Annotated in this window: 18 protein-coding genes; 8 read left to right on the top strand and 10 right to left on the bottom strand. The window is 57.8% G+C overall.

The annotated features are described in order from the left end of the window. Positions 1 to 73 precede the first annotated feature (73 nt). Both PH558_RS09020 and PH558_RS09015 read left to right on the top strand, forming a co-directional pair. Complete coding sequence (locus PH558_RS09020) at positions 74 to 1,279, top strand: efflux RND transporter periplasmic adaptor subunit (protein WP_095437615.1); 1,206 nt, start codon at positions 74 to 76, stop codon at positions 1,277 to 1,279. Positions 1,280 to 1,282: 3 nt separating this feature from the next. After that, the gene (locus PH558_RS09015) at positions 1,283 to 3,238 is read left to right on the top strand and encodes a MacB family efflux pump subunit (protein WP_285203698.1); all 1,956 of its coding nucleotides are present in this window, start codon (positions 1,283 to 1,285) and stop codon (positions 3,236 to 3,238) included. 398 nt (positions 3,239 to 3,636) lie between these two features. Here the strand turns inward: PH558_RS09015 and PH558_RS09010 are convergent, their stop codons facing one another. From PH558_RS09010 to PH558_RS08970, 9 genes are all read right to left on the bottom strand, one after another. Then, positions 3,637 to 4,902: an ATP-binding protein gene (locus tag PH558_RS09010; RefSeq protein WP_113407744.1), complete on the bottom strand. Its 1,266-nt coding sequence runs from the start codon at positions 4,900 to 4,902 to the stop codon at positions 3,637 to 3,639. After that, positions 4,899 to 5,630 carry a response regulator gene (locus PH558_RS09005; RefSeq protein WP_095437616.1) on the bottom strand — a complete coding sequence of 244 codons (732 nt, stop codon included), beginning with the start codon at positions 5,628 to 5,630 and terminating at the stop codon, positions 4,899 to 4,901. The genes PH558_RS09010 and PH558_RS09005 overlap by 4 nt, the downstream gene beginning before the upstream one ends. Before the next feature lie 238 nt (positions 5,631 to 5,868). After that, positions 5,869 to 6,924 (bottom strand): hypothetical protein, encoded by a 1,056-nt coding sequence (locus PH558_RS09000; protein ID WP_285203693.1) that lies wholly within the window; start codon positions 6,922 to 6,924, stop codon positions 5,869 to 5,871. An 18-nt stretch (positions 6,925 to 6,942) separates the two neighbouring features. Further along, entirely contained in the window at positions 6,943 to 8,274 is a 1,332-nt protein-coding gene (locus PH558_RS08995; RefSeq protein WP_285203692.1) for a glycosyltransferase family 4 protein, read from the bottom strand. Between the two features lie 34 nt (positions 8,275 to 8,308). Beyond that, the gene (locus PH558_RS08990; RefSeq protein WP_285203690.1) at positions 8,309 to 9,172 is read right to left on the bottom strand and encodes an FkbM family methyltransferase; all 864 of its coding nucleotides are present in this window, start codon (positions 9,170 to 9,172) and stop codon (positions 8,309 to 8,311) included. Positions 9,173 to 9,295: 123 nt separating this feature from the next. Next, on the bottom strand, positions 9,296 to 10,468 hold the full coding sequence (locus PH558_RS08985) for a polysaccharide biosynthesis/export family protein (protein ID WP_285203687.1): 1,173 nt from the start codon (positions 10,466 to 10,468) through the stop codon (positions 9,296 to 9,298). A 57-nt stretch (positions 10,469 to 10,525) separates the two neighbouring features. After that, a complete protein-coding gene (locus PH558_RS08980) occupies positions 10,526 to 11,455 on the bottom strand; it encodes a helix-turn-helix transcriptional regulator (protein ID WP_285203686.1) in 930 nt (309 codons plus the stop codon). 734 nt (positions 11,456 to 12,189) lie between these two features. Next, complete coding sequence (locus PH558_RS08975; RefSeq protein ID WP_095436507.1) at positions 12,190 to 12,924, bottom strand: ABC transporter ATP-binding protein; 735 nt, start codon at positions 12,922 to 12,924, stop codon at positions 12,190 to 12,192. Then, positions 12,921 to 13,988, bottom strand: a complete 1,068-nt coding sequence (locus PH558_RS08970) for a KpsE/RkpR family capsule polysaccharide export protein (RefSeq protein WP_244575389.1) — start codon at positions 13,986 to 13,988, stop codon at positions 12,921 to 12,923. Before PH558_RS08970 ends, PH558_RS08975 begins: the two co-directional genes overlap by 4 nt. Before the next feature lie 768 nt (positions 13,989 to 14,756). On the opposite strand from PH558_RS08970, the gene PH558_RS08965 reads away from it, so the two are divergent. The 4 genes from PH558_RS08965 to PH558_RS08950 all read left to right on the top strand — a co-directional run bounded on the left by PH558_RS08965 (position 14,757) and on the right by PH558_RS08950 (position 20,439). After that, on the top strand, positions 14,757 to 16,874 hold the full coding sequence (locus PH558_RS08965; RefSeq protein WP_285203681.1) for a capsular polysaccharide biosynthesis protein: 2,118 nt from the start codon (positions 14,757 to 14,759) through the stop codon (positions 16,872 to 16,874). Further along, positions 16,871 to 18,238 carry a glycosyltransferase family 4 protein gene (locus tag PH558_RS08960; protein WP_285203677.1) on the top strand — a complete coding sequence of 456 codons (1,368 nt, stop codon included), beginning with the start codon at positions 16,871 to 16,873 and terminating at the stop codon, positions 18,236 to 18,238. The genes PH558_RS08965 and PH558_RS08960 overlap by 4 nt, the downstream gene beginning before the upstream one ends. Before the next feature lie 62 nt (positions 18,239 to 18,300). Further along, on the top strand, positions 18,301 to 19,314 hold the full coding sequence (locus PH558_RS08955) for an FkbM family methyltransferase (protein ID WP_285203676.1): 1,014 nt from the start codon (positions 18,301 to 18,303) through the stop codon (positions 19,312 to 19,314). Positions 19,315 to 19,344: 30 nt separating this feature from the next. Continuing rightward, the gene (locus PH558_RS08950; RefSeq protein ID WP_285203673.1) at positions 19,345 to 20,439 is read left to right on the top strand and encodes a DUF6270 domain-containing protein; all 1,095 of its coding nucleotides are present in this window, start codon (positions 19,345 to 19,347) and stop codon (positions 20,437 to 20,439) included. Positions 20,440 to 20,455: 16 nt separating this feature from the next. Here PH558_RS08950 and PH558_RS08945 read toward each other — a convergent pair whose 3' ends face one another. Then, positions 20,456 to 21,265, bottom strand: a complete 810-nt coding sequence (locus PH558_RS08945) for an ABC transporter permease (RefSeq protein ID WP_285203672.1) — start codon at positions 21,263 to 21,265, stop codon at positions 20,456 to 20,458. A gap of 164 nt (positions 21,266 to 21,429) precedes the next feature. On the opposite strand from PH558_RS08945, the gene PH558_RS08940 reads away from it, so the two are divergent. Continuing rightward, on the top strand, positions 21,430 to 22,641 hold the full coding sequence (locus PH558_RS08940; RefSeq protein ID WP_285203671.1) for a KpsE/RkpR family capsule polysaccharide export protein: 1,212 nt from the start codon (positions 21,430 to 21,432) through the stop codon (positions 22,639 to 22,641). Positions 22,642 to 22,784: 143 nt separating this feature from the next. Then, positions 22,785 to 23,885 (top strand): DUF4214 domain-containing protein, encoded by a 1,101-nt coding sequence (locus PH558_RS08935; protein ID WP_285203670.1) that lies wholly within the window; start codon positions 22,785 to 22,787, stop codon positions 23,883 to 23,885. The last annotated feature ends 141 nt before the right edge of the window (positions 23,886 to 24,026 follow it).

Here is a 24,026-nt window from a genome sequence, read left to right as displayed (position 1 = left end):
CCCGAAACGAGCCAAGGATGCAAGCTCTCTTCCCACCAAAGTGCTCCCAAAGCGGAGCATCAGACCGCGGCACATGCTCTATGCAGGTCTTCTTGCCTTTGCCGCAATCGGCATTCTCTCTTTCCAATACGGCTATTTCGACCGGCAGGCGACATCGGCGATCACGGCGCCGGTGACGCGAGGCAATGTCGAGGAAGCCGTGCTCGCATCCGGCACCTTCAGGCCGATCAAGCTGGTCGCGGTCGGCGCACAGGTCTCCGGTCGGATCACAGCTGTTCATGTCAAGCTTGGCGATACCGTCAAGAAGGACAGCCTTGTTGCCGAAATCGACTCGACCACACAGAGCAACGACCTGAAGACCGCTCAGGCCTCCCTGGCGAACGTTAGGGCACAGCGCCAGGAAAGCGAGGCCGATCTTGAAAACGCGCAGACGACGCTCGTCCGCCAGCAGACGATATTCCGCAACCAGGCAGGCTCCAAGGCGGACCTCGACAGTGCGGAAGCGAACGTTAAGAAGATTACCGCCCAAATTGCAGCTCTCGACGCGCAAATCACATCGGCCGAAGTCGCGGTGGAAACAGCGCGCGCCAATCTTTCCTACACGCACATCACGGCGCCGATGGACGGCACGGTGCTCGCCATCGTCAACCAGCAGGGCCAAACGGTGAACGCAGCGCAATCGGCGCCGACGATCGTCATCCTCGGACAAGTCGATACGATGATCGTTCGCACCGAGATCTCCGAAGCCGATGTCGTCAAGGTCAAGGTGGGGCAACCGATTTATTTCACCATCCTTGGCGATCCGAATACCCGGTATGAGGCCACATTGCAGTCGATCGAGCCGGCACCTGAATCGATCACCAGCGACAGCAGCATCACCTCGTCGTCGACCACAGCGTCATCGAGCAGCAGCACGACATCGTCATCCTCCACCTCGGCGATCTACTACAACGGTGTGTTTGCAGTGCCGAACCCCGATAATTATTTCCGCACCTACATGTCGGCGGAGGTTCACATCGTTCTCGGACAGGCCAAGAATGTGCTCACCATCCCTTCCTCCGCCCTGGGCGGCAAATCCGCCGAGGGATCCCGTACGGTTCAGGTCGTGAGCGACGACGGCAAGAGGATCCGCCGCAACGTCATGGTCGGCCTCAACGACAACGTCTCTGCCGAAATCCTGTCTGGCCTCTCCGAAGGAGAGAATGTCGTGGTCGGCGAGGCAAGCACTGCGACCACCAAGAGCAGCAGCGGCGGCCCTCCCCCTCCAATGGGATTCTGACGTATGCCTTCTCCGATTATCGAACTGAAGCGTGTGCGCCGCGAATATCAATCCGGGGACCGCACGATCGCAGTCTTGCAGGATGTCGATCTTGCCATCGCCGAAGGCGAAATGGTCGCGATCGTCGGGCCTTCCGGCTCGGGGAAATCCACGCTGATGAACATCATCGGTCTATTAGACCGCCCGACCTCCGGCACGTATGCGATTGCCGGCGAAGAGACGCATCGCCTAGACAGCGATGCGCTCTCCAAACTGCGCAGAGAACATTTCGGCTTCATCTTTCAACGCTATCATCTGCTTTCCGAGCTGACGGCGATCGGCAATGTCGAGGTGCCGGCCATCTATGTCGGGCAATCGGGTGAAACAAGACGAGCGCGCGCGGCAGCGCTTCTCGAGCGGCTCGGCATGAGCGAACGAAACGGCCATCGGCCGGGCCAGCTTTCGGGCGGCCAGCAGCAGCGAGTTTCGATCGCGCGCGCTCTGATGAACAACGGCAACGTCATTCTTGCCGACGAGCCCACGGGCGCCCTGGACCGGCAGAGCGGCGAGGAAGTCCTGCGTATTCTGGGCGAGCTCCATGGCGAGGGCCACACGGTCGTGATCGTCACTCACGACATGAACGTCGCCGCGCGCGCCGATCGCATCATCGAGATCTCCGACGGACGGATCGTTGCCGATCGACCGACGGGCCGTAAAGCTCCGTCATTGCAGGCCTCCGCTACCGTGGCGGGCGTCGGCAAATCTGGATGGCGGGAGATGGCCGACCGGCTGACGGAAGCCTTCCGGATGGCGATCCTTGCACTCAAGGCCCATCGGCTGCGCACGTTCCTGACCATGCTCGGCATCATCATCGGCATAGCCTCGGTCGTCAGCGTCATCGCGCTCGGCGAGGGATCGCAGCGAAAGGTTCTGCAAAATATTAATAGCCTCGGTACCAACACGCTCGAAATCTTTCCCGGCAAGAGCTTCGGCGATACGCACTCCGGCCGCATCAAGACCCTGGTGGTCGCCGACGCCGATGCGTTGGCAAAATTGACCTATGTCGCGGCTGTTACACCGACCGTCTCGACCAGCAGCACCGTGCGATTCGGCTCGACAGAGGCAAACGCCCTCATCAATGGTGTGGGAGACGCGTATTTCTCCGTGAAAGGATCAAAGCTTATCATGGGCAGGTTCTTCGACGGGGATAGCGTGAAACGCTTGTCGCAGGATGCGGTCATCGATCAGAACACCGCGACGACCTTGTTCGCCGATCGGGGGCTCGATCCGCTCGGGCAAACCATTTTCGTCGGCAAGGTTCCCGCGCGCATCATCGGCGTCATCGCCTCCCAGCAAGGCGGCTTCGGCTCAAGTGACAATCTTTCCGTCTATCTGCCCTATACTGGCGTCCAAGCCCGCCTGCTGGGCGACATGTCGTTGCGCAGCATTACGGTACGGGTCGCCGACAATACCGAAAGTTCTGCGGCGGAGGCGGCCGTCACGCAGTTTCTGGAGCGCCGCCATGGCACCAAGGATTTCTTTATCCTCAATACCGACGATATTCGCCAGACCATTACCAGCACGACTCGAACGATGACCTTGCTCGTCTCAGCAATCGCCGTCATATCGCTGCTGGTCGGAGGTATCGGCGTCATGAACATCATGCTCGTCTCGGTGTCAGAGCGTATCGCCGAGATCGGCGTGCGCATGGCAGTCGGCGCGAGACGCCAAGACATCCTCCAGCAATTCCTGATCGAAGCCGTCCTCGTATGTCTGCTGGGTGGTGCTTTCGGCATCGCGACCGCGCTCGGCTTCGGCTTCGCTTTCAACTATTTCGGATCGAACTTCACACTCGTTTATTCCGCAAGTTCGATCATTCTGGCCTTCGCATGCTCCTGCGCGATCGGCCTGACCTTCGGCTACCTGCCGGCCCGCAACGCATCCCTGCTGGACCCTGTCGCGGCATTATCAAGAGACTGATATTTCTAGGAAAAAATCAACGGCGGAGCCGGAAAGCAATCCGGCTTCGCCATTCGTGTTGGGGGCGTCATGGCGAAGCCGGGTATGCGGGGCGACCAAAGCCTGCTCGAGCCAAGCTACTGATCGACCACGATTTTACATCAGTTGCCGGCACTGACATTTCTGAATGTTGCTGAAAAAAGGCATTTTGGGGAAATTTAATGTCTCTGCTTTTCCCGCCGACGCGAACTATTTGGTAAGTTCTGTAATCTTACTTTCAATATTGGTTTATGTAGAATTTTCGAGAGTTCTACGCAAGTAAAGCCTGTTTGGTCGCGCGGATGTTCCGTCAGCTGATCCCGTCCCTGCAAGGACGTCCACGCTGTGATACCACGATGGTTTGGATCGCGGCGCTCGTGCTAGCTTGCGACCTTGGCCCCGGCACTCTCGAACGACACGACCTGCTCCAATCCACGCGGCTGACGATTACGCACCGTGATCTCACCCCCGAATCGGGTAACGATCTCTCGCGCAATGGCCATGCCAAGGCCGGCTCCCGGAAAAGACCTTTGCCTTGCGATGTCGATCCGGAAGAAGGGTTCGAACACCTGATTGAGCCGATCCTCTGGAATACCGGGCCCGGTATCGACAATTCGCACAACGGCTCTATTGCCAAGATGCGTCACCGTTACCGTCGCCGACTGGCCGTGCGTTGCCGCATTGATGAGCAGGTTCCGCAAGGCTCGGGTGACGGCGAGAGGGCCTGCGCTAATCGTTGCCTGCTCCAGTTCGCCGCTCGTGACGTTCATATCGATCGCTTTCAACTCGGTGACGATATCGCCGACGATCTTGTCGAGCCTGACCTGCTCCAGACTGTCCTTGGAAATCTCTTCGCGGACCAGCCCAATCGCGCTGTCGGCGATCCTGTCGAGCTCCTCGAGATCGGCAAACCACTTGCGCCGCTCTTCATCATCCTGGATGAACTCGGCCCGCAGGCGCATCCGGGTCATCGGCGTCCGCAGATCGTGTCCGGCGGCGGCAACGAGCCGCATGCGGCTTTCCGTGGCGGCCTTCACCCGGGCCGACAGGCCATTGAGCGCCTGCGCAGTCGCGCGAATTTCTCCCGGTCCGCTTTCCGCTATATGCGGCAGGGTACCGTCGGGATTGATCGCCGCAGCCGCTTCCTCCAGCAGACGCAGCGGCTTCATGATCTTCGAGGCGGCAAAGATGGAGACGAGCACGCTGCCGATGATGATAAGACCGAGCCATCCCACAAGGATTTTCCATCCGCCCGGCGGCGGGCCATGGTCCGGCATCGGCATGATCAGCCAGCTGCCGTCGGAGAGCTTCAGCGACGCGATCATTTCGCCGGTCGACTGGCGTACTATGACGGCCTCGCGCATGCCAGATCTTCGAAGCAGGGCTTCCATCAGGAAGCGGGACAGTTCCTCGTCGCGTTGGCCTTCAGCAGGTCCGGGGGTAACGACCAATCCTGCCGATGCCGCGGTGGTTCTGTCTTTCTCTGCGAAAGTGGCAAGAATGGAAAGCTGATGGGCCATACGTTCGATCGTCATGTCCGGCCGCGGTCCGCGCATGACGAGGCTTGCCACGAAAGACGAGGAAATGACGACCAGAACGATAGCGGTCATCAAAAGTAACGCCAAGCGTGCGCCAAGCGACCTCATGAATCGCCTTTGATGGCCGTTACCGGAACGACGAGCTGATAGCCTCCATTGCGGATCGTCCTGAAGATGGGCTCCTCCACCGTTTCTCCAAGCTTGCGGCGTAACCGGCTCATCAGGACGTCGATGGAGCGATCAGCCGGATCGCGATCACGTCCCTGCGTCAGGTCGAGCAGCTGATCACGCGACAGGAGCCGACCGGCTCGTTCCAGGAACGCCTTCAGAAGGTCGAATTCGGCGCCCGTCAGCGAAATCACTTCGCCGTTCTCTCTGCTGACCCGACGAAGCTGTGGGTCGAGCATCATGCTCGCGAACTGATAGCGCCTCTGCTCGGGCTCCAAGGAGGAGTCTTCGTTCGTGCGGCGCAGGACCGCACGGATGCGCGCGGCCAGTTCGCGCGGATTGAACGGCTTGCCGAGGTAGTCATCGGCGCCGATCTCGAGACCGAGAATGCGATCTATATCTTCTTTCAGAGCGGTCAGCAGAATGACCGGCACCCGAGGACGGCGATTTCGCAGATCGCGGCAAAGATCGAGGCCAGACCCGTCGGGAAGCATGACATCCAGGACGAGGAGATCGGGATGACGTCGGTTGAGCGCATCGTTGCATCCGCGCAGATCGCTTGCCGTTGATACGCGGAAACCCTGCTCCTCAAGGTATCTGCTTAGGAGGGAGCGTATTTCGTGGTCGTCATCGACTATCAGAACATCGGGTGCGGCATTCGCGTTCATAGGATTCATTCCGTTTTCTCAATTCTTATACAAACTATCGATTGCCTGAAAAGAAGGGTTTTGCGGCGCCAATACGGAAAAATCTCACCGGGAAACGTTCGTTTACAAAATTCCCGGCGCTGGAAATATTGGGTAACAGAATAACGCGCGGAAAACGGAATCCGCTGCCGATGACGGATCAACGAGTCGAAAACCGTTGCTCACCCGCGGTCGTCAAAGCCAATTCGCAAGCCGGCTATCAAGCAGCTCGCAGCCATTCGACGCTCCAGGCGGAAAGCCGCCCTTCAATGGCACCGCTGTCCATCATCAGCCGGATTTCGATCGGCGTACGTGGGTCAACAATGTTGACCGGTACCGCCGCCTCGAAAGAGCCAGTGCCTTCCGGGCAGACACGCAGGCTCCCTAGCAATTCGGCGGCATGTACCTCCAGGGTGAAGATCTGCCCCTGACAGTCTTCGTCGACATCGAAGGCAAATTTCGCATTCCAGCGACCTGGGGGCAAGTGAAGGTAAGGACCATAAATGAGGCACCGGGCTCCCCCGGTAAGGTCGACAAGATCGTCCAGGGCCTGTCCCAGGCTGTCGCCCGACAGAAATGTCTCTTGCGGCCAGAAAATCGTGGCACGCGAGCTTTCCCGAGGGGCGAATTCCAAAGGACGAAGAACCTTCCTTGCCGTTTCGCGCAGTGCCTCGCTGACCTCCGGGACAACCTCTTGCGGCATCAGATATCCCGCGATCACCGCCGCCGCCGCCTCCTCCAGTTTGGGCGGCTCGGCATGCGACGGCTGTCCGGCAGGCGCCATTCCGACATGCAGCAGCGCATTCGCGATTTGCTCAAATTTGAGATCAGTGCTGAAATGCCGGTCTATCGTCTTCAGGAGCAGATCTATGCTGCCCTTTTGAGCGACGTCGTTGCGACGCAAGACCAGCGCTCCGGAAGCGCCTGCCAGCGGTTCGAGGCAGGCAAGGCTGGCCGAGACGGCCCTGACCAAGCCGATATCTCGCTGCTCGGTCGCCCGAGCCAGATATGAGACCGCATCAAGCGGATCCTCGAGAAACAACAGAAACGGCACATTGACCCTAAGGATCAATTCGGAAAGCCTGGCTTCCGGAAATTGCGAGACCAGAACCGCATGCATTCCGGATCGCGCTACGACATGCTGCTTGAGGTCCTCCACCGTATCGGTTGCGATGACCGCATAATCGCCGAAGGCTTCGCGGGCCAGGGCATGCACCGCGGCAACGCCCCACGAGGACATGACGCCCGGCATCCCGAATGCAAAGAGGATGGTCATGATCCACTCTTTCTGCGGTTATCCGTTGAAGAGGCTGTCATAAAGCGCGCTCACCTTCTGTTGATATCGATCCGTGGAAAAACGTGCGGCCTGCCTGGGGCCGGACATGGCAAACGAGGCGCACAACCCGTCGTCCTGATCCAGACTGACGATCGCCTTGCGCATCTCCTCCGTGTCATAAGGATCGACCAGCAGTGCGGCATCTCCGGCTATTTCGGGAATCGATCCCTCCGTGGAGCTCAGGACCGGCGTTCCAAGCTGCATGGATTCCAGCACCGGCAGGCCGAAACCTTCGTAAAGCGAAGGAAACAGCACCGCCCGCGCTCCCCTGATCAGGCTGATCAGCAAGGGATAGGATACGAAATCGAAGCGCTGGATCTGCCGCTGCGGCAAGATGCGGTCTTCGGCGCGAAGATAGAAGCGAAACCGGTCATCATCGATGAGCTGCCGCGTTTCCTCGCCTTTCCATCCCGGAGCACCGACGATGATAAGCGGCTTGGATGTCTTTGCGGCGAGATAGGCCTCAATCAGCCGTGAAATGTTCTTCTTCGGCTCGAAAGCGCCGAAGAAGAGGAAATAGCCCTTCCAATCGAGATGGAAGATGCCAGCGACTTCATCGGCGACCACATCGACCGGCTTCTCGCGAAGTCGCTCCGGCACGTGAACGGCCTGATAGGTATTGCTGACGCGCGCCTCATCGGCACCGAGAACCTTGATAATATCGGCCCGCGACGTTTCGGATACCGTCACGATATGATCCGCCCGCCGGACCAGGGAGCGCAGCATCTTGTAGTGGTAGCGCTTGTCGTCCTCGGTCAGATAGGGCAGCCGTAAGGGCACCAGGTCATGGATCGTATATATATTCAGCGCCTTCCTAACCGCGATCGGCATCGGATAGGTGCAATGGAGAAGATCCGGCCGTGCCTCGAACTTCATTGTGAGACTATTGCCGTAGCGCTTGAAATGATGGCGCGCGAGATGGAACAAGTCGCTGGAAGCATAGGCCAGGGCCGCATCGCCGAGTTGCGCCTGAAGAGATTTAAGAATAACCGTCCCGCCGAGTGGGATCGGAACCGGTTTCACACCGAAGGGCGCGGCAATGCGACGGCGCAGCCAATGCCGAGCTTCGGATAATGCTCCGCGCGGGCGGGCGCCGGATGCATCGAAGAGAACAACCTCCCGCAATACCGGGTCCTTCGGAACCCTCCCCGGAATTCCGTAAACAACCCCGGTCTGATAACCAAGCGAACGGGACGCCGACAGCAGGCTGCGGGTGTAGGTCGCAACACCTGTGCCCTTTTGCAGGGAAAGATTGAGGCCGTCATAAAGGATCGTCTGGCTCACTCCCATCTCTCCTTCAGCATCTGGAAATCCCTCGTCGCTCTCAAGCCGGCTTGTCAGGCGACAAGACGAGCAGCGAATCGTCGGCCCCGTATTTCGAAAGCAGGTCTTCGGTGGTGATGGGAACCGCCTCGCCGCTGAAATCGAGACGCCGCATTGTCCCGTAGATACCGGCGAGCCGTTCGAGAAAACCTGATGCGTCGGCATAGCGAGCGGGATTGAATTCGACGACGAGCATCGGCTTATGGCGGGCGATGGTTTCAGCCATTCCTTCGAGTATCACTTCCTCTGCCCCCTCCGCGTCGATCTTTATGAAGTCGACGCGCGAGCAGGAGGCGCTCATCCCGTCGAGAGTTGTCACGGGAACCTTGATAACGATGCCGTCCTGTGGGCGGGGTTGGAACATTTCCGAAACGATCAGCGCATTCTTCGGCTCGCTATGGGGAACATATAGAGAGGCTTCTCCCGATATCGTTGCACCGAGCGCCGAGGTTTCGATCCGCGTCCGTCCGCGCAGCCCGTTGAGTTCGACGCTGCGACGCAGGAAATCGGCGGCATGTGGATTTGGCTCGACGGCGATCAATTCGCCCCTTGTGCCGACGAGTTCGGCAAGCAGAAGGGAGTAATAGCCAAAATTCGCACCGACATCGATCGCGGTCATACCGCGCTTGACGTTGCGCGCGCAAAACAATGTCAGCCAGATCTCCCAAAAACCGTCCAGAAGAACATGGGATCCGAAACCTCTGTCTCGGGTGTCTACATAAAGCTTGTAGCGACCGAGTACGCGCACCAGAGCCGTGTGGTTTCCGAGATAGGCGCTGTTCACGCGCTGCAAGATGGCGGTTTCGGCTTGATGGCGATCGAACGCCATCAATTCATGAAGATGTAGCAGTGCCGAAGAACTCATTGTACCTCTCTCGTTCCTGCATGCCCGTAACGCATTCCGCAGGCCGGGCAGCATCAGGAAACTCCCTCGATCGCAGCGAGATTATCCGCCTCCGGCCTGTCCTTCGCCTTTGCTCTGCCGTCTTCAGTTTGCCGCCGACGCAGAGATGCCGACCGATGCCGCTGACAGTGCCGTTCCGGTAACACCCTGGAAGAGGCCCATAAACTTCTGAATATCGATCGAGGACGCGTTGGAGATATAAATTATATCCCGCGGCTGAACCTCGAAGTTCTGCATCGCAAGCAGCGTCGATCCGTTTTTCAGGTTGAACCGATAGACGATCGGGACAGGTCCACTACGGCGTAGCAACGGGTTGCTCGGTGCAACGATGCGGCGGGCAACCTCAAGCGGCTCGTAGCGGAAGAGGAAGACGCCTGAGGCGTCGGCGCGGGTATCCTGCAAGCCTCCCGCACGCGCAACGGCATTCGCCATGGTCAAATGCTGAACGCTGAAGGGAACTTCGCCGCTCTGACCTGATGCGCCAAGAATCGTGTAGGTAACCGGCTCGCGCACCACCGTAACGACGTCTTCGGGCCGCAATCTCACGTTTTCGCGCGGATTTTGAACAATCGCGGTAAAAGGCAGATGCATTGTTCGCCCGCCACGCGTCAGGTAGACGACGCTGTCGTTGACGCCGGCGCGCAATCCTCCCGCCGAAGCAATCGCATCGAGTACTCGGCTGCCGGCGGGCGAAAGTGCGACGCGCGCACCACCGGTCACCTCGCCTGTAACCGTGACGGCGTTCGACGAGCTTTGCTGGACGGTCACCAACGCCTGTGGTTGCACCGCCTTGCCCATCAGGCCGGAAACCACCGCCTTTTCGACCGAAGCTGGAGTGCGGCCAGCGGCCACAATCCGGCCCACATAGGGAATACTGATGGTGCCATCGCTGTTTATGGTTTGCGGAGGGATCGTCACTGAACTACCCGTCGCCTGTTGCTGCCCCGAAGCGCTCGAAGCCATTCCGAACAAGCTCCCGGGAGGCGCTTCCCAAAGACTGACGGAAACGACATCACCAACCGCGATCCTGAGACCGGGATCTCGTGCGCCCTCGCCGAAATATGCCGCGAAGCTGGCTACCGGTCGAGCGACGCTTTTGACCATCGCCGTCGACGTCACATCGACAACCGCGAATGGTGGCATAGCGCGCGCGGCCGCTTCCTCCAATATGCGGGAGGCCTTGGGGCCGGCCTCCGGTAATCCACAGCCCGTAAGAACGCAGGCGAGAACGCACAATAATCCGAACTTCAACGGCATCGACGATCCTGAATGGCATGGAGGCAGTTTTGGCGAGGTATTCTCGCGCGAGGCAGGCTAGGCCGTTCCGGCATCGTCGCTGCGCTCCCGGGTAAAACGAAGGATCGACGAAGGACTGGAGCCATAAGCGTGCTTGTAGAGCACGGAGAATCGCCCGGGATTGGAGAATTGCAGGCTCATGGCGAGATCGGTGATGCTTTCGGCCTGACCACCCTTGATGGCGCCATGTGCCGCGGCTAGGCGGTAGTTGCAGAGGATTCCCATGGGCGTATCGCCACGATAGGTCTTGAACATGCGTTGCAGCGCTCGCGGGCTGCAGCTCGCGGCGTTCGCGAGATCCTCCAGCATGATGGCGTTGTGCAGATTGTCGCGCATGAACGCCTCCGCCCTCAGGAGCTGCCGTGGCGCGTTTTCAAGCGTGCCACGATTGAAGGCATCGGACAGATTGTGCGGCAGCTTGGCAAACAGTTTGACCAGCAGGAGCTCGCCGTACGCCTTAGCGAGCATCATCCGTTCGGTCTGGCGAGCGGTCGTCAAATCCTTCTCGGCCTGGCGCAGTGTTTGATAGAGCCCTTGTGCGCCGCCTTGACGGAAGCTCACAGGCGCCAGCGCAAACTCCTGCACGTAGGGCTTGCCGGTCAACTCTTCGAAATGCTGGCGGATTACGGATTCCGGGATCTGAAACAGCAGCCAGGAGCTACGCGGCTTGATCTCCAGCCGCTTGCCCGCCCGATCGCTTATGCTGGCGACATAATTGGCAGGAATGCGTAAGGACTTGCGCATTCGCCGGTGATTAATCTCTATTTCCCCCGCGAGAACAAATACGATGCTGACGCGCGGCAAGTCCTGCTTCGCGGTCCCCTCGAGGCCGGCCGAATGCTCGGCGCTTATGATCGAGGCCGACTGAAGCGGTTGCTTGCTGAATTTGAAGGAATAATCGCCTGAGGTTTCTGAAGGAACCGCCCATTTCCAGTTTGGTTCAAGCATGTCAAGGTTGCGAATGATTGCATCCCGGGAATACACCTCGAAAGTGCCAACGCATTGCTCGACAACTCTTTCCAACATCGCCATCCGCTAATCCTACTCAAAATCTCAGGTTGCATATTAGCCATCGCTAACACGTGATTTCTATCTAGGCTACTTTTTTCTAGCGTTCGTTTTGACGACTCCATTCCTTTGCTCTCGCGCCCACTTCGAGAGGCAAGACCATTCATCGCAAGTTGCATTACTTATAATTAAATTAGCACGATGAATTTTAGCGCGACAGTACAGATAGTGACGATGTTATACAGATTCCTACCTCTTCGTAGCGCGGCCACAGGTTGAAAATCCCGAGCGACGATATCGGACAAAATAATCGCTCTCGGCAAATATATTCGACATGTCTACGGGCAAAGGTTGCAGAAGTAGTTACTAATTTACCTCGATTGAATTGTCGGAGGTTTGTTGCAGGCACAAGGTCCACTGCAAAAATGGAGTAGCCGAACGGCCCCGCTGGCTTGCAGCCAAAACAATCTGCGCGCTACATTCATTTCAATTATTCTAATACATGATGAGGCTTAGCTAGGAGCCTGGGTCAGCGCCCGGAATGCCGCTATCTATATGCGATCGGGTCCCGGCAAGCGCGGAGACGCGGTGCATTTTGTCGTTCGATATTGTGTCAATTTGCAAACATAGCGAGCACTACTGTTGCCGATCCACACAGCTCAACGGCCGCTGGCTTACAATGTGGAGTAAATGCGAAATGCCGCTTCGATGTCATCGAAGACGCGGCCGCGGCCATTCTTCAACACGAGCGCCGACTTGCACAGCTCGCCGATCACATTGAGATTATGTCCCACAATGATCATCGAGCGATCCTTGCGTTTGACGAAAAGCTCCTCAAAACAGCGGAGTTGGAAGCGTTTGTCGCCAACCGCCAATACCTCGTCGATGAGATAGCAATCGAAATCGATGGCAAGCGACATGCCGAAGGCGAGCCGCGCTCTCATGCCTGAGGAATAGGTCCTGAGAGGCATTCGCAGATAACGGCCAAGCTCACTGAAATCCTCTACCACATCGCGAATTTCATCGAACGGCTTGTCGTAGATGCGCGACAGGAAGCGCATGCAGTCGTAGCCAGTCATCGAACCGCCGAAGCCACCGCTCAAGGCAATGGGCCATGACATCGACATGTTGCGCACGACCTTGCCCGACGTCGGCTCCTCTATCCCTGCGATCATGCGCACGAGCGTTGACTTGCCGGCCCCATTGTGTCCGAGGACAGCGATCTTTTCACCGCGGCCAATCTTGAATGTCACGCCGTCGACCACGCGGCGCATCCGGCCATGCACCTCATATTCCTTGACGAGATCGAACACGCCGACAATGCCATCTTCATGCCAGGGTATTTCGCTCTCCGGCGCCGGCGCCCTCGGGGAGGCGATCTGCGTGAGACTTGAAGGAAGCCCGGTCATTGCTGAGCCGCGTGCTCGTGTACCTGGATCATGAAGAAGCGCACGATCCAGAAAGTCGCGAAACAAACCGCAAGCAGCATCAGAAACGAACCGAGGCGCTTCGGGTACAGCGCATGATCGGGCAAATTCGGATCGGCGATTCGCTCCAGATACAATTGTTGCCGCTGCGCATCGATCCTGGCATTTTCCAGGGAAACGGTCGCCGATGTCAGCATCTTCGCTGCCATTTCCCTCTCCAGCAGCAGCTGCTCATATTGCGCGATGCGAGGCGCCATCGAGCCGTCACTCCCGACGATACGTGCCCGTTCATCGCTGATCTGCCGTTCCATCGCCGCCACGCGCGCGCTCAGCGCCTCCCCTTGCGGACTTTGCGGCGCCTGTTCCTGCAGCGCAGAAAGACGCGCCTTGCTGTCGGCCAGATCATCCGAAAGCCGGGCAATCATGTCCAAGGCGGCAGACGATTGCTTGCTTGGGTCGACAAGCGCTTCGCGATTGCGGAATTCCGTCAGGCTTTTTTGCATGTTGGACAGTCTTGTCTGACTGTCGTTCACCTCGATCTGCGCGTAACGGATGGCATCTTCGCGCGCTCGATCATTAAGACGGTTGATGAGTTCTTCCGCGTGCTGAACCAGAGCATTGGCCAGGCGATAGGCGTCTTCGGCACGAAATGCGCGTGCGTCCAGTGTCGTCACGCCGCTGCCGCTGTCGGTGTGTACATTGATGAAACGAAGATAATGCTGATACAACTCTTCATTATTGGCTTCCGCCCAAGGTAGCGGGTAGCGGCTGAGGAGATCTCCTTCAGGGCGAGAGAGGATTTCCATCAGACCATCCCTTTTTACCAGGGCGTCGACGGCGGCGCGCGACTTGATGAACTCGGTGACGATGTAGCTGTCATCCTGCGCGCGAACGAATCCGGTGCTCTGGAGGAACCCGCTGAGCAGCCCCGCGGCATTCCTGTTCGGACTGCGCACGACGAACTGCGTTTCGGAAACATACTGATCGGAGCAGATGAAACCGTAATAGATCGCCCCGAGCAAGCCGGGAACCACGACGATCAGCAATAGCAGCAATTGCGATCGAGCCCATTGCGCGACAGAACGCGGCCAGGAAACCGGTTGACCTACGACAACGCCGGATGAGCGTGCATTCACCAGCCTAACGAAATCAGCGAATTCCCTGTTATTCTCGATACGGCTCATTTGGGACCATCAAATCTCTCTTGGAATGGTTAGGACCACTCCGCCGCTGCCCTTCCGGAGCTCCGATCAAGCAACCGCAGTCAGCTGGTTTCCATCGTTTTAGCTCGTCATTCCGAACAACGGGCACGACGATGTCGACGGCAATTTACTTTGCAAGAGATTCCCATATATCCTTTGAAAGTCAAATATATTTCCGCGATTTCGAAATTTTTACATATAGAAACAAGAATAATTTGTCTTCTGTCGCTATTAATACTTTGGCGACGCGATTCGTATGGCGAGGCCGAATTGTGACGGCAATAACTGCCATTCGATTAGCCGTTTCACCCTCATTGCTGGTTCAAGGAATTCGGAATGGGAAAGTTCGGAGGCATCTTGCAGCATATCGGCAGTACCCTTGCCTCGAATGGCCGTATAGACCTGTTCATCGGCCGAAGCCTCTTGAAATTTCTCCTCGGTAGGCGGCGCAGCCTCCCATTTTCGATACCGGAAGATGTCCTCCAGTTACCGTTGCGTTTCATGTCCCCCAAAGCGGTTCCGCTCATGCAACCAGCCGTGAGCAGACATCGCAGGCTGTCTCGTTCAGGCGCGAGCCATCGCTCTTAGCGAACATCTTTTGGGGGGACTTCTATGCACATAGATTCGACGATCTTTCCCCAGGGGGCGCCGTCCTCGGCAAAGGCAGACGAGCAGCCGTCCTGGTTGCCCCCGATCAACGCACGGCTGCTCGCCTTCCTTCCGACACGTCAGCGGTTTCCTCTCATCGGCCCCGCCTTCTCCGCGTCCCTCAAACCGATCGAATTGACGATGGGTGCCGCCGATGGTGTCGTCAGTTGGGGAGACGGGCCGCTTGCTCGCCTGGCACGCCTCTATGCGCTGGTGCTCCGTCTGCCCTTTTGGACGGTGGCGGGCGGCTTCCTGCAATCGACCGGTCAGGACGCCACATCGCCGATCTCCATCGTCGCCGACGATCTCGGCATCCATTCTTCTGCCCGCCAGCCCTCCCGATTGGAGGCGCTGCTACAAAATGCGCCATCCGACACGGATATTCAGCGCGCCCGCGACCTGCGGCGATGGATCATTCGCGAACGACTGTCTCAAGACAATCAGCTGCGGGACGAGACTATTTCGCTTCGCCGAAGCCGTCGCAAGCGCATCCTGCTTGTCGACGAGGTGATGGGAAATCACGCTGTGGAAAGCGCCGGTGCCGATGCAGCGACCTTCGCAAGAATGTGGACGACGGCTCTTGCCGTGGAAAATGCCGATATCATCGTCAAATGCCATCCCGACGTCATGGCAGGCCAGGCCAGGGGCTTTCTTCAACCCCTCGCCCGAACGGCAGGCGTACAGCTTGTGGATCGCCCTGTCTCGACACATTCCCTGCTGGATATGGTGGATGAGGTCTGGACCGTATCAAGCCAACTCGGGCTGGAAGCGCTTCTGCGGGAAATACCCGTCGTTACCTTCGGCATGCCCGCCTATGCCGGCTGGGGACTGACTGCGGACCGCGCCGTGGGCACGGTCGCAACGATGGCGCGCTCGCGTCGGGGACGCCATGTCAGCATAGACGAGTTTGCTGCTGCTGCGCTCTTTCAATATTCCCGTTATGTCGATCCCGTCTCGTGCAGCCCGATCACGGCCGAGCAGGCAGTCGAACGGCTGCTGGAATGGCGCACGCGCGCCCGATCGCTCTCCGGCCGTTACCTTTGCGTCAATTTTTCGCTCCACAAACGCGCGGTCATGCGCCGCTATCTGAGCAGCCCCCAGTCGCAGGTGCAGTTCGCCACCAATCCGAGCGCCTCAGAGATCCAGAGTGCCGACACCATCGTCCTTTGGGGGAACGCCACTCCTCCCGATGAATCCATTTTGTGGAAGCAGGGCAAGAGAGTGCCGATCATTCGGGTTGAAGATGGCTTCATTCGCTCCTCCGGCCTCGGCAGCTCCCTGGTACCCCCATCTTCGCTCTGCTTCGACGACCAAGGCATCTATTTCGATGCCTCCGCTCCAAGCCGGCTGGAGACGATCCTGAACGGGGCGAATTTCGACGATGCGCTTCTTGCGCGCGCAAAGCGCCTGCGGCAGGCCATCGTCTCGATGGGCATCACCAAATACAATCTGCCGCCGCAGCCGGCGCCGGATTATCGTGCTCTCGCCGAAAACCGCGACATCGTTCTGGTGGCCGGGCAGGTGCCGAACGACGCTTCGCTGCGGTTCGGCATGGCAAGTCATTCATCCGATATCGAACTGCTCAAAGCCGTCCGGCGCGCAAGACCGGCGGCATTCATCATCTACAAGCAACACCCAGATCTTCTGGCGAAGGCAGCTGGCCGTCATCCATCCCCATTGCCACCGGCGGAGGCTGCCGATCTCGTCATCGGCAATGTCGATCTGGATAATCTCCTCGGCGTTGTCGACGAGGTTCATGTCGCAACATCGCAGATCGGGTTCGAAGCCCTGCTGCGAGAAAAGCCGGTATGGTGTCATGGCCTCCCCTTCTATGCTGGCTGGGGCCTTACACGGGATTCGGTCGTTTCATTGCGGCGAAAGCGCGCTTTAACGCTCGACGCCCTCGTCGCCGGCACACTCATCCTCTATCCGCGATATTGGTCGAACATCACCAATCTTCCGTGCGAGGCGGAAGACGTGGTCGCCGAACTCTATCGTTCCCGCCAGGGCATCGCTCCCAATCCGTCGCGGCGGCGCTGGCTGGCACAGGTCATCCACATGCTCGAGGCGAGAAAAAAATGATGAAGCCGGTCGTTATGGACATCTCGCGATTGATGGAGCGGTCGCATTGCCCGACGCCCACCGGCATCGATCGCTATGAGCTTCATTATGCGAACTGGTTGAACGAGCGCCGCAAACGGACTGCCTTGACCGATCTCGGTGCGTTTCCGCCACCGTCGTGGTTTGTCGAAACCGGTCATAACAGCGCCGTCACCGTTCCGTCCGAGCGGGCGGACAAGTTGGTCTCCATCCTCAACAGCCGTTGGGCAGCAACGGAGATATCGCCCGCACAGGCCACTCTTCTCGAACGGATTTTCGCCGCCATCGATGGCAAGATCAGGTGGCAGGCAGCGTCGGAAGTGAAAGCAGGCGAGGCTCATACGCAAAAGCTGCGCAAGATTGCGCATGCCGTCGCCAATCATTTCGCTCATGGCCTGGCGTTGCCGGACAGGGCGTCTTTCGTCCACGTATCACACAGCCGGCTGGAACGGACATCGGCGTTCTCCTGGCTTCGAGAAGCCGACAGAAACGGCGTTTTCTACGTCCATGATCTCATTCCGCTATCGCATCCGGAATTCGTCAGACCGGAGGAGCCGGAGCGGCATCGCCGCAGAATGGAGACGGTGCTGAAACACGCATCGCTGGTGCTTTGCAACTCCCAGGTAACGGCGCGCGCCTTGCGCACCTTTGCTCAGGAAAGCAATCGAAAGCTGCCCTCTATCGCCGTGCTGCCTCCCGGTGTCGAACAGTGCTTCCTGTCGCCATCATCGGACATGCCGCGGCCACAGCTGCCATATTTCGTGACGCTCGGAACGATCGAACCGCGCAAGAACCACATGCTGTTGCTGCACCTGTGGCAATATCTGGCCGAGCGCGACGGGCCGAAGGCGCCACGGCTGGTCATCGTGGGCAAGAGGGGATGGGAAAACAGCCACATCCTGGCGATGCTGGAGCGGTGCCCCGCCCTTCCCGGTCTCGTCATCGAAGTGCCGGGGCTGGAGGATGCCGCCTTGGCGCGGCTGGTGGCGGGCGCGGCCGCCCTTCTCGCGCCTTCCTTCACGGAGGGTTATGGCATGCCTGTCGCCGAGGCTATCGCGCTGGGCACGCCGGTGATCGCCTCCAACATCAGCGCCCATCGCGAAGCTGCCGCCGGACAGCCCGCCATCTTTCTCGACCCCCTGGACGGGCTGAGCTGGAAAGCCGCGCTGGACATGATCGCCGCCTCGCCGCAACGCCGAATAAAGCCCGGCTCATCAAGCGGGTGGGATACGCATTTCGATGATTTGGAGGCGTTGATCGAGGCCGATTTTTCGGCGCGACGCCATGCTGCCCAACGCGCTTCGCGACGTATCGAGAGGATCTCGACCTCGGCGGTTTTGCAGTGAGAGGCGGCAGTGCTGGCGCAACACAATAACAAAGTTCGTCAGCAAGACGTGGGAGCGGCGACGTGACAAGCTTTTACGACATCGAGAATTGCTACAAATTCATTCTCGGCCGTCCGATCAACGACGATGAGCGAAATGTCATCGGCAACCATCTCCTGCAAATCACCGATCTGCCGCTGGACGTCCATCGCAGACGTTTTCTGACTTCCAGCGAATTCCACCAACGTCATAGCGAATTGCTGTTTCACAATTTCGTGCCGAGATCGATCGTCGTCCTTTTCGAAACTCAATACAATTTCAAATTGTATCTGGACCTTCGCCAATATCATATTTCTTTCGGCATCATGAACGGTGAGTATGAGAAGTTCGACATCGAACTCGTGAAAGCCATCGTGCCCGATAACGGGCAATTCATCGATGTCGGCGGCAATGTGGGGTACTATTCCCTCTCTGTCGCAGCCCATCACTCCCCATTTAGAGGAACGGTTCTCGCCTTTGAGCCTTTACCGAAGCTCTGCGAGCTGTTCAACCGATCGATCCTGGAGAACGGATTTGGAGACCGAGTCAGCGTTCACCAGCTCGCTCTTGCGGATGCTCCGGGAGAATTGCCGCTTAATGACACGGGGGAAACAGTCAACGCGGGGGCCACGCGACTGGTTACTGCCCGCGCTGAAGTCAAGGTCGATCGCAAGACCAAGGTCGAAACACTGGATCGTGTTATCGGCAATCTGCGGCCTGATGTCATGAAAGTGGACATACAGGGAGCGGAAGGCTTGTTCCTGAAGGGGGCGCAAAGAACCATCGCCACATGTAAGCCTTCTCTATTGATGGAGATCAATCATGATATGCTCTCCATTGTCTCCAAAACCGCTCCAGGCGCGATCCACCGCCAGCTCGCAGATTTCGGCTACCATATCTGGAGAAGGTCCGAGCATCGGCTGATGCGAATGGCGACAGCCGAAGAATTCAACTCGAACTTCCCGCCCGGCACTGCAGCGAACATATTTGCAGTTCATGAAGATCGCGCCGAGGACGTCAACCGGCGACTTCAGCACCTGAGCGTGGATCGAGAATGAAGATCTTGTTGAACAAAAGGGGGCAATCATATGGGTGGCATCGCCTATTATGGCTCGTGCCCTAGCGAGGAGTTTGTTCGATACGTATTTGCGGATAGCAGGATCGTCTTCTTCTGCTACGGCATCAACGTCGCCAGCTTCATGAACGACAGGCCGGTGTCCATCACCGCCCTCGAGGGGTGGCCCGAACCGATCCAAAAGAAGCTGCAGTTCGAAGCCGACAAAGGCTTCTGCGATCGGTTGAGGTCGTCAGCACCGATGACACTGGTGATCGATTTCAGCCGCGCCACGCGCACCTCACTCCTAGACTACGAGGGCACGTTACTCACCGCCCCCTACGAACTTTTGGACGCGGGACCCGATTTGCAGCGCGAAGCCTTCAACATCTTCAAGATCATTCCATTCGGTAGCCGCGACTTCTGGACGCGGGTGATCGAGGGGGCGCAAAGATTCTGCGAGTTCCTGAATGCGAACCTGCCGGATACAAAGGTGATATTGCTCGATATGCCCCCCACAGCCGACTATCGAGGCACGCTTATCGACCGCAATACCTATGTGACCGACTTTTGCCGCTGGCAGATACGGTATCCGATTTCTCGCATGCTTATCGACTTTTGCCGGGAGCGTATTGAAAACAGCAGGATATTTGCACCGCCGTCAGACCTCTATTCCGACGACACCGCACTCTACGGACCCGCACCGATGCACTATTCCGTGGAGGTCTGGAAGGAGATCGCTGTTCGCTTTCATGCGAATGGCGGCTTCGAAGGATTGCCGCGTGCGAGCGATACGGTTTCCACACTCACGAACTATTCCGGCCTAATAGACGCCTTCACCAAGACGGCATTGACCAACCCGAACCTTCATCGGTTCAGCCTCGATATTCTGCTTGGTGCGCTGCCCTATCTCTTCGCAAAAATCAGCAGCCCCGCCCATAGCCACTTTGGCGACCCCATCGATTCCTATGATGTCGTGGCAGCCTTTCGCTGGATTCTCGGTCGCGAGCCCGAATCCGTCGAAACCTTTCTCAGCCACTATGCGCTGCCCAACCGATGGGAGTTGCGCGAAACGCTGCTACGCTCCTTGGAATTCCAGAGCCAGGTGACGAACTATGCCAAACGTTAGCGCGCCCGTCGCGGCGTCACTCGAACTTGATGTGATTGCGTGCCGCGTTGATCAGGAAGACCCCGACAGCCGTCGTAAACAGGCAGCACTTCGCGAGGTAATCAATGTCATAGAAGGTTTGCACGGAATCGCCGAAGACGCCGGCGCGAAAAAGCTCGAAGCAATGAACGAGAGGGACATAGAGCGCCAGCTTCTGGGCACCGCTCGGCAGCCAGGCCACCATGAAGAACATGCCACAGATCGGCAATGTGAGATATTGAAATGGCGGCACCAGCTTCTCAACAAACTCGAACCGTTCCGAACCGGCGGCAAAGATGAGCGCCACCGCGAAAGAGAGCCAGGCCATGAACAACCAGCCCGCCAGCACCAGACCGAGATTCTGATAGGGCGGAATGATGTTTGCCAAACGCGCAACCGTGTAGACGAGGATGAGAGCGGCGGTCGTGCCGGCGGTCTCCAGAAGCGCACGGGCAATTATGGCGTCAGCCAGGCGGATCTGGCGATGATACATCAAGGGCATATTCTGGCGCAGACAAGAAACCGCATGACCGGTTATGTGGCGCCAGAGCGTCAGCGGCATGTAACCGCTCAAAACGAAAGCCGCCACCGTCAATCCGTGCGCCTCGTGATTGAGCAGCGTCCACATGATCATGACACCCGTGGTCAGGATCATCGGTTCCAGCGCAAGCCACAGGAAGCCGATGTTTTCCCGCCCGTAGCGTATGAGCATTTCGCGCATGATCAGCGCACCAAGGACGCGGCCCTGAATCTTCAATCCGGTGATGAACTGCGAACCCCTGCTCGCGTTTGCCGATACCTGATGCACCCGAAGCCCTCCTGGTCGCTATCCCATCTCCATCGGACGGTCGGTCAACGATACCGGCGAAGGACAACCGCTCAATCTTCATTGCGCCGGGCTTGGACAATTAGCGTCCATGGCGTCCGCTCGCAGATCTGCAACGGCAGACGATCACCAGAAAGGGCATGATCATGGCTCTGATCAACTCCGAGACCCAAAACAAGAAAGTCGATGCAGAGCAGCGGCCGCAGCCTTTCCGCCGCATGATTGCAACTTCGATTGCCGGACCTGCAAAAGCCCGAAAGCGTCGCAAGCGTTTCGGTCGTCTAAGCGTTTATCTGCTAGCGGTTATTGCCCCTACCCTGGCAGTCAGCGCCTATTACGCATTCATCGCCGCTCCAATCTATGTGTCCGAATCCTCTTTCGTCGTCCGCATGGCCGCGCCGCCATCCTCGAATGTCTTCGGCTCCCTGCTGCAGAACAGCGGGATAACGCGCTCGCAGGACGATACTTTTTCCGTGCAGGAATATATCCGCTCCCGCCAGGCACTGAAGGAACTTGCCGAACGGCTTCCCGTACGCGCCATTTTCGGCAGTCCGCAGGCGGACTGGCTGACGCGCTTTCCGCGCTTCTGGGAAAACAACAGCGAGGAACAGCTCTATAATTACTATTCGGACCGTGTCTCCGTCATTCACAACGACACCACAGGCATCACCGTCCTGCGGACGACAGCCTTTCACGCGCAGGATGCCGCGGACATGAACGCCTCATTGCTGGCACTCGGCGGCGATCTGCTTGACCGGCTCAACAACCGCGCCCGCGGCGATGCGGTTCGCTTTGCCGATGGCGAGGTGCAGCAGGCGCAGCAGCGGGTCATCGACGCACAGAGAAACATAACGAACTTCAGAAACAAGGAGCTGATGGTCGATCCGAATGCCAGCTCCATGTCGATGATCGACCTCATCAGCAATCTGACGTCCACTCTCGCCAACAGCCGGGCGCGGCTTGCGGAAACGCGCAAGACTGCGCCGGATAGCAGTTCCATTCCGTTTCTGACGAGCCAGATCGCTGCACTGGAGCAGCAGATCGAGAACGAACGAGCCAAGATGGTCGGATCGGATAAATCCATCGCGCCCAGAATTGCGGATTACGAAAGTCTCGTCCTGATGCGGGAGTTTTCCAACAAGGCGCTCGTTTCCGCTCTTGACTCACTCGAAGCGGCCCGAGCCGATGCCCGCCGCCAACAGCTTTATCTTGAGGTCGTCGTTCCACCGCAGATGCCCGACGAGGCAGAGATGCCTTATGCGCTCAAGAACGTTACAGTCGTTTTCCTGTCCTTGAGCCTTTGCTATCTGCTGGGCTGGCTCATGGTCACCGCCATCAGGGATCACGAAAGCGGCTGACTTTGCCGGAGCTATGATCGAACCCGAATATGCCGACCTCGATATTAGTGCCTCTGAGAGGGTTGTCTAATCGCAGTTAGGCGTGCCGCATCGCTTTTGCAACCCATGCATTTATTGAAGTTCACTATCACATAGAAACGGAAATGGAGCACATTGTGATCGAAGAGCAATCGAAAACAAGCAATGCAAAGGACGTCATCATCGCGGCATATAGAGGCCTTCTAGGAAGAGATCCTGACAAGAACGGCATGAGTTCTTATCTCGATTTGCTGGAGAAGAACTCAATTTCATATGAAGATCTTATACGGCAAATCAGTGGTTCTGATGAATTTAAGACCATACATAGATACATTCACACATATGGTTCCTCCAGAAGAGAGGCAATGGATGTATTTCGGCAATTCAGAAAGTATGAGGGTCCGGGCCGAGCAGGCTTTGTGACCAACTTTCTCGGTTGCGTTTCCAACGTGAACCATGTCGGTCTTGCAAGCCATTCGGGACTGGTTGAATCATTTCCGTTTCCCGGTAATTTTCATGGGGCCGCCTTGGAATGGATCGCGGTATTGCGTTCAGTTCTCGACGCTCGGGAGCGATTCAGCATGATCGAGCTCGGCGCCGGATGGGCACCTTGGTCGGCAATCGGCTATGCGGCCGCCAAACAGAAAGGCTTAAGCGCTCACGTGATCCCGATCGAAGGGGATCGCGGTCATATCGATTATATTCACCATTCGTTTCGTGAAAACTCCATCCCCGATAGCGATGCCGACGTTATCCATGGGGTCATCGGCGTTGAGGACGGGATAGCCAGGTTCCCTAGGGCAGCGCAGGCCGGGCATGTCTATGGCGCCGCCGCTGCTTTTTCTGGCGAGGGCAATGATGGCGATGCGTTCGGGACATTCGTGAGGCACCATGGCGGCCTTGTCGCGGAAATTGAAGAGGTTACATGTTATAGTCTCGCAACGATCCTGAACGGCAAAGGGACCATTGATCTCATCCATTGCGATATTCAAGGTGCCGAGGGCGACCTCTTTGAACACCATATCGATGTGGTGACGAAGCAGGTGAAGCGCGTATTCATTGGCACGCATTCCGCTGACTTGGATCGACGCCTCATCAGCTTGTTTCCCAAGCATGGCTGGGTCTGCGAAGGCATCGTTGCCGCAAAGATGAGGGACGATTCGCACGGAGATCCGATGCTTGTTGCGGATGGTGATCAGGTATGGCGCAATCCGGCGTTTTTCTGACCCAAGTCTTGCAGCAACTCCAGGAAAGTGTATGGCGGTTTTCCGTCCGGAATTGCGTATAGATGTCCATACTCACAGTCAGCTACTTTGCCGCACACTTCTCAAGGCGGCCTTCGGCGTACGCGTATGCTCTAACTGCTG

The sequence above is a fragment of the Rhizobium pantanalense genome, from assembly GCF_030182525.1.
Lineage (GTDB): Bacteria > Pseudomonadota > Alphaproteobacteria > Rhizobiales > Rhizobiaceae > Rhizobium.
This window is presented reverse-complemented; position numbering and strand designations above follow the sequence as displayed.

Bases quoted from the DNA above. Each gene is read 5' to 3' on its own strand.
- PH558_RS09020 (WP_095437615.1), top strand. From the start codon at position 74: ATGCTCTATGCAGGTCTTCTTGCCTTTGCCGCAATCGGCATTCTCTCT.
- PH558_RS09015 (WP_285203698.1), top strand. From the start codon at position 1,283: ATGCCTTCTCCGATTATCGAACTGAAGCGTGTGCGCCGCGAATATCAA.
- PH558_RS09010 (WP_113407744.1), bottom strand. From the start codon at position 4,902: ATGAGGTCGCTTGGCGCACGCTTGGCGTTACTTTTGATGACCGCTATC.
- PH558_RS09005 (WP_095437616.1), bottom strand. From the start codon at position 5,630: ATGAACGCGAATGCCGCACCCGATGTTCTGATAGTCGATGACGACCAC.
- PH558_RS09000 (WP_285203693.1), bottom strand. From the start codon at position 6,924: ATGACCATCCTCTTTGCATTCGGGATGCCGGGCGTCATGTCCTCGTGG.
- PH558_RS08995 (WP_285203692.1), bottom strand. From the start codon at position 8,274: ATGGGAGTGAGCCAGACGATCCTTTATGACGGCCTCAATCTTTCCCTG.
- PH558_RS08990 (WP_285203690.1), bottom strand. From the start codon at position 9,172: ATGAGTTCTTCGGCACTGCTACATCTTCATGAATTGATGGCGTTCGAT.
- PH558_RS08985 (WP_285203687.1), bottom strand. From the start codon at position 10,468: ATGCCGTTGAAGTTCGGATTATTGTGCGTTCTCGCCTGCGTTCTTACG.
- PH558_RS08980 (WP_285203686.1), bottom strand. From the start codon at position 11,455: ATGCTTGAACCAAACTGGAAATGGGCGGTTCCTTCAGAAACCTCAGGC.
- PH558_RS08975 (WP_095436507.1), bottom strand. From the start codon at position 12,924: ATGACCGGGCTTCCTTCAAGTCTCACGCAGATCGCCTCCCCGAGGGCG.
- PH558_RS08965 (WP_285203681.1), top strand. From the start codon at position 14,757: ATGCACATAGATTCGACGATCTTTCCCCAGGGGGCGCCGTCCTCGGCA.
- PH558_RS08960 (WP_285203677.1), top strand. From the start codon at position 16,871: ATGATGAAGCCGGTCGTTATGGACATCTCGCGATTGATGGAGCGGTCG.
- PH558_RS08950 (WP_285203673.1), top strand. From the start codon at position 19,345: ATGGGTGGCATCGCCTATTATGGCTCGTGCCCTAGCGAGGAGTTTGTT.
- PH558_RS08940 (WP_285203671.1), top strand. From the start codon at position 21,430: ATGGCTCTGATCAACTCCGAGACCCAAAACAAGAAAGTCGATGCAGAG.
- PH558_RS08935 (WP_285203670.1), top strand. From the start codon at position 22,785: ATGGAGCACATTGTGATCGAAGAGCAATCGAAAACAAGCAATGCAAAG.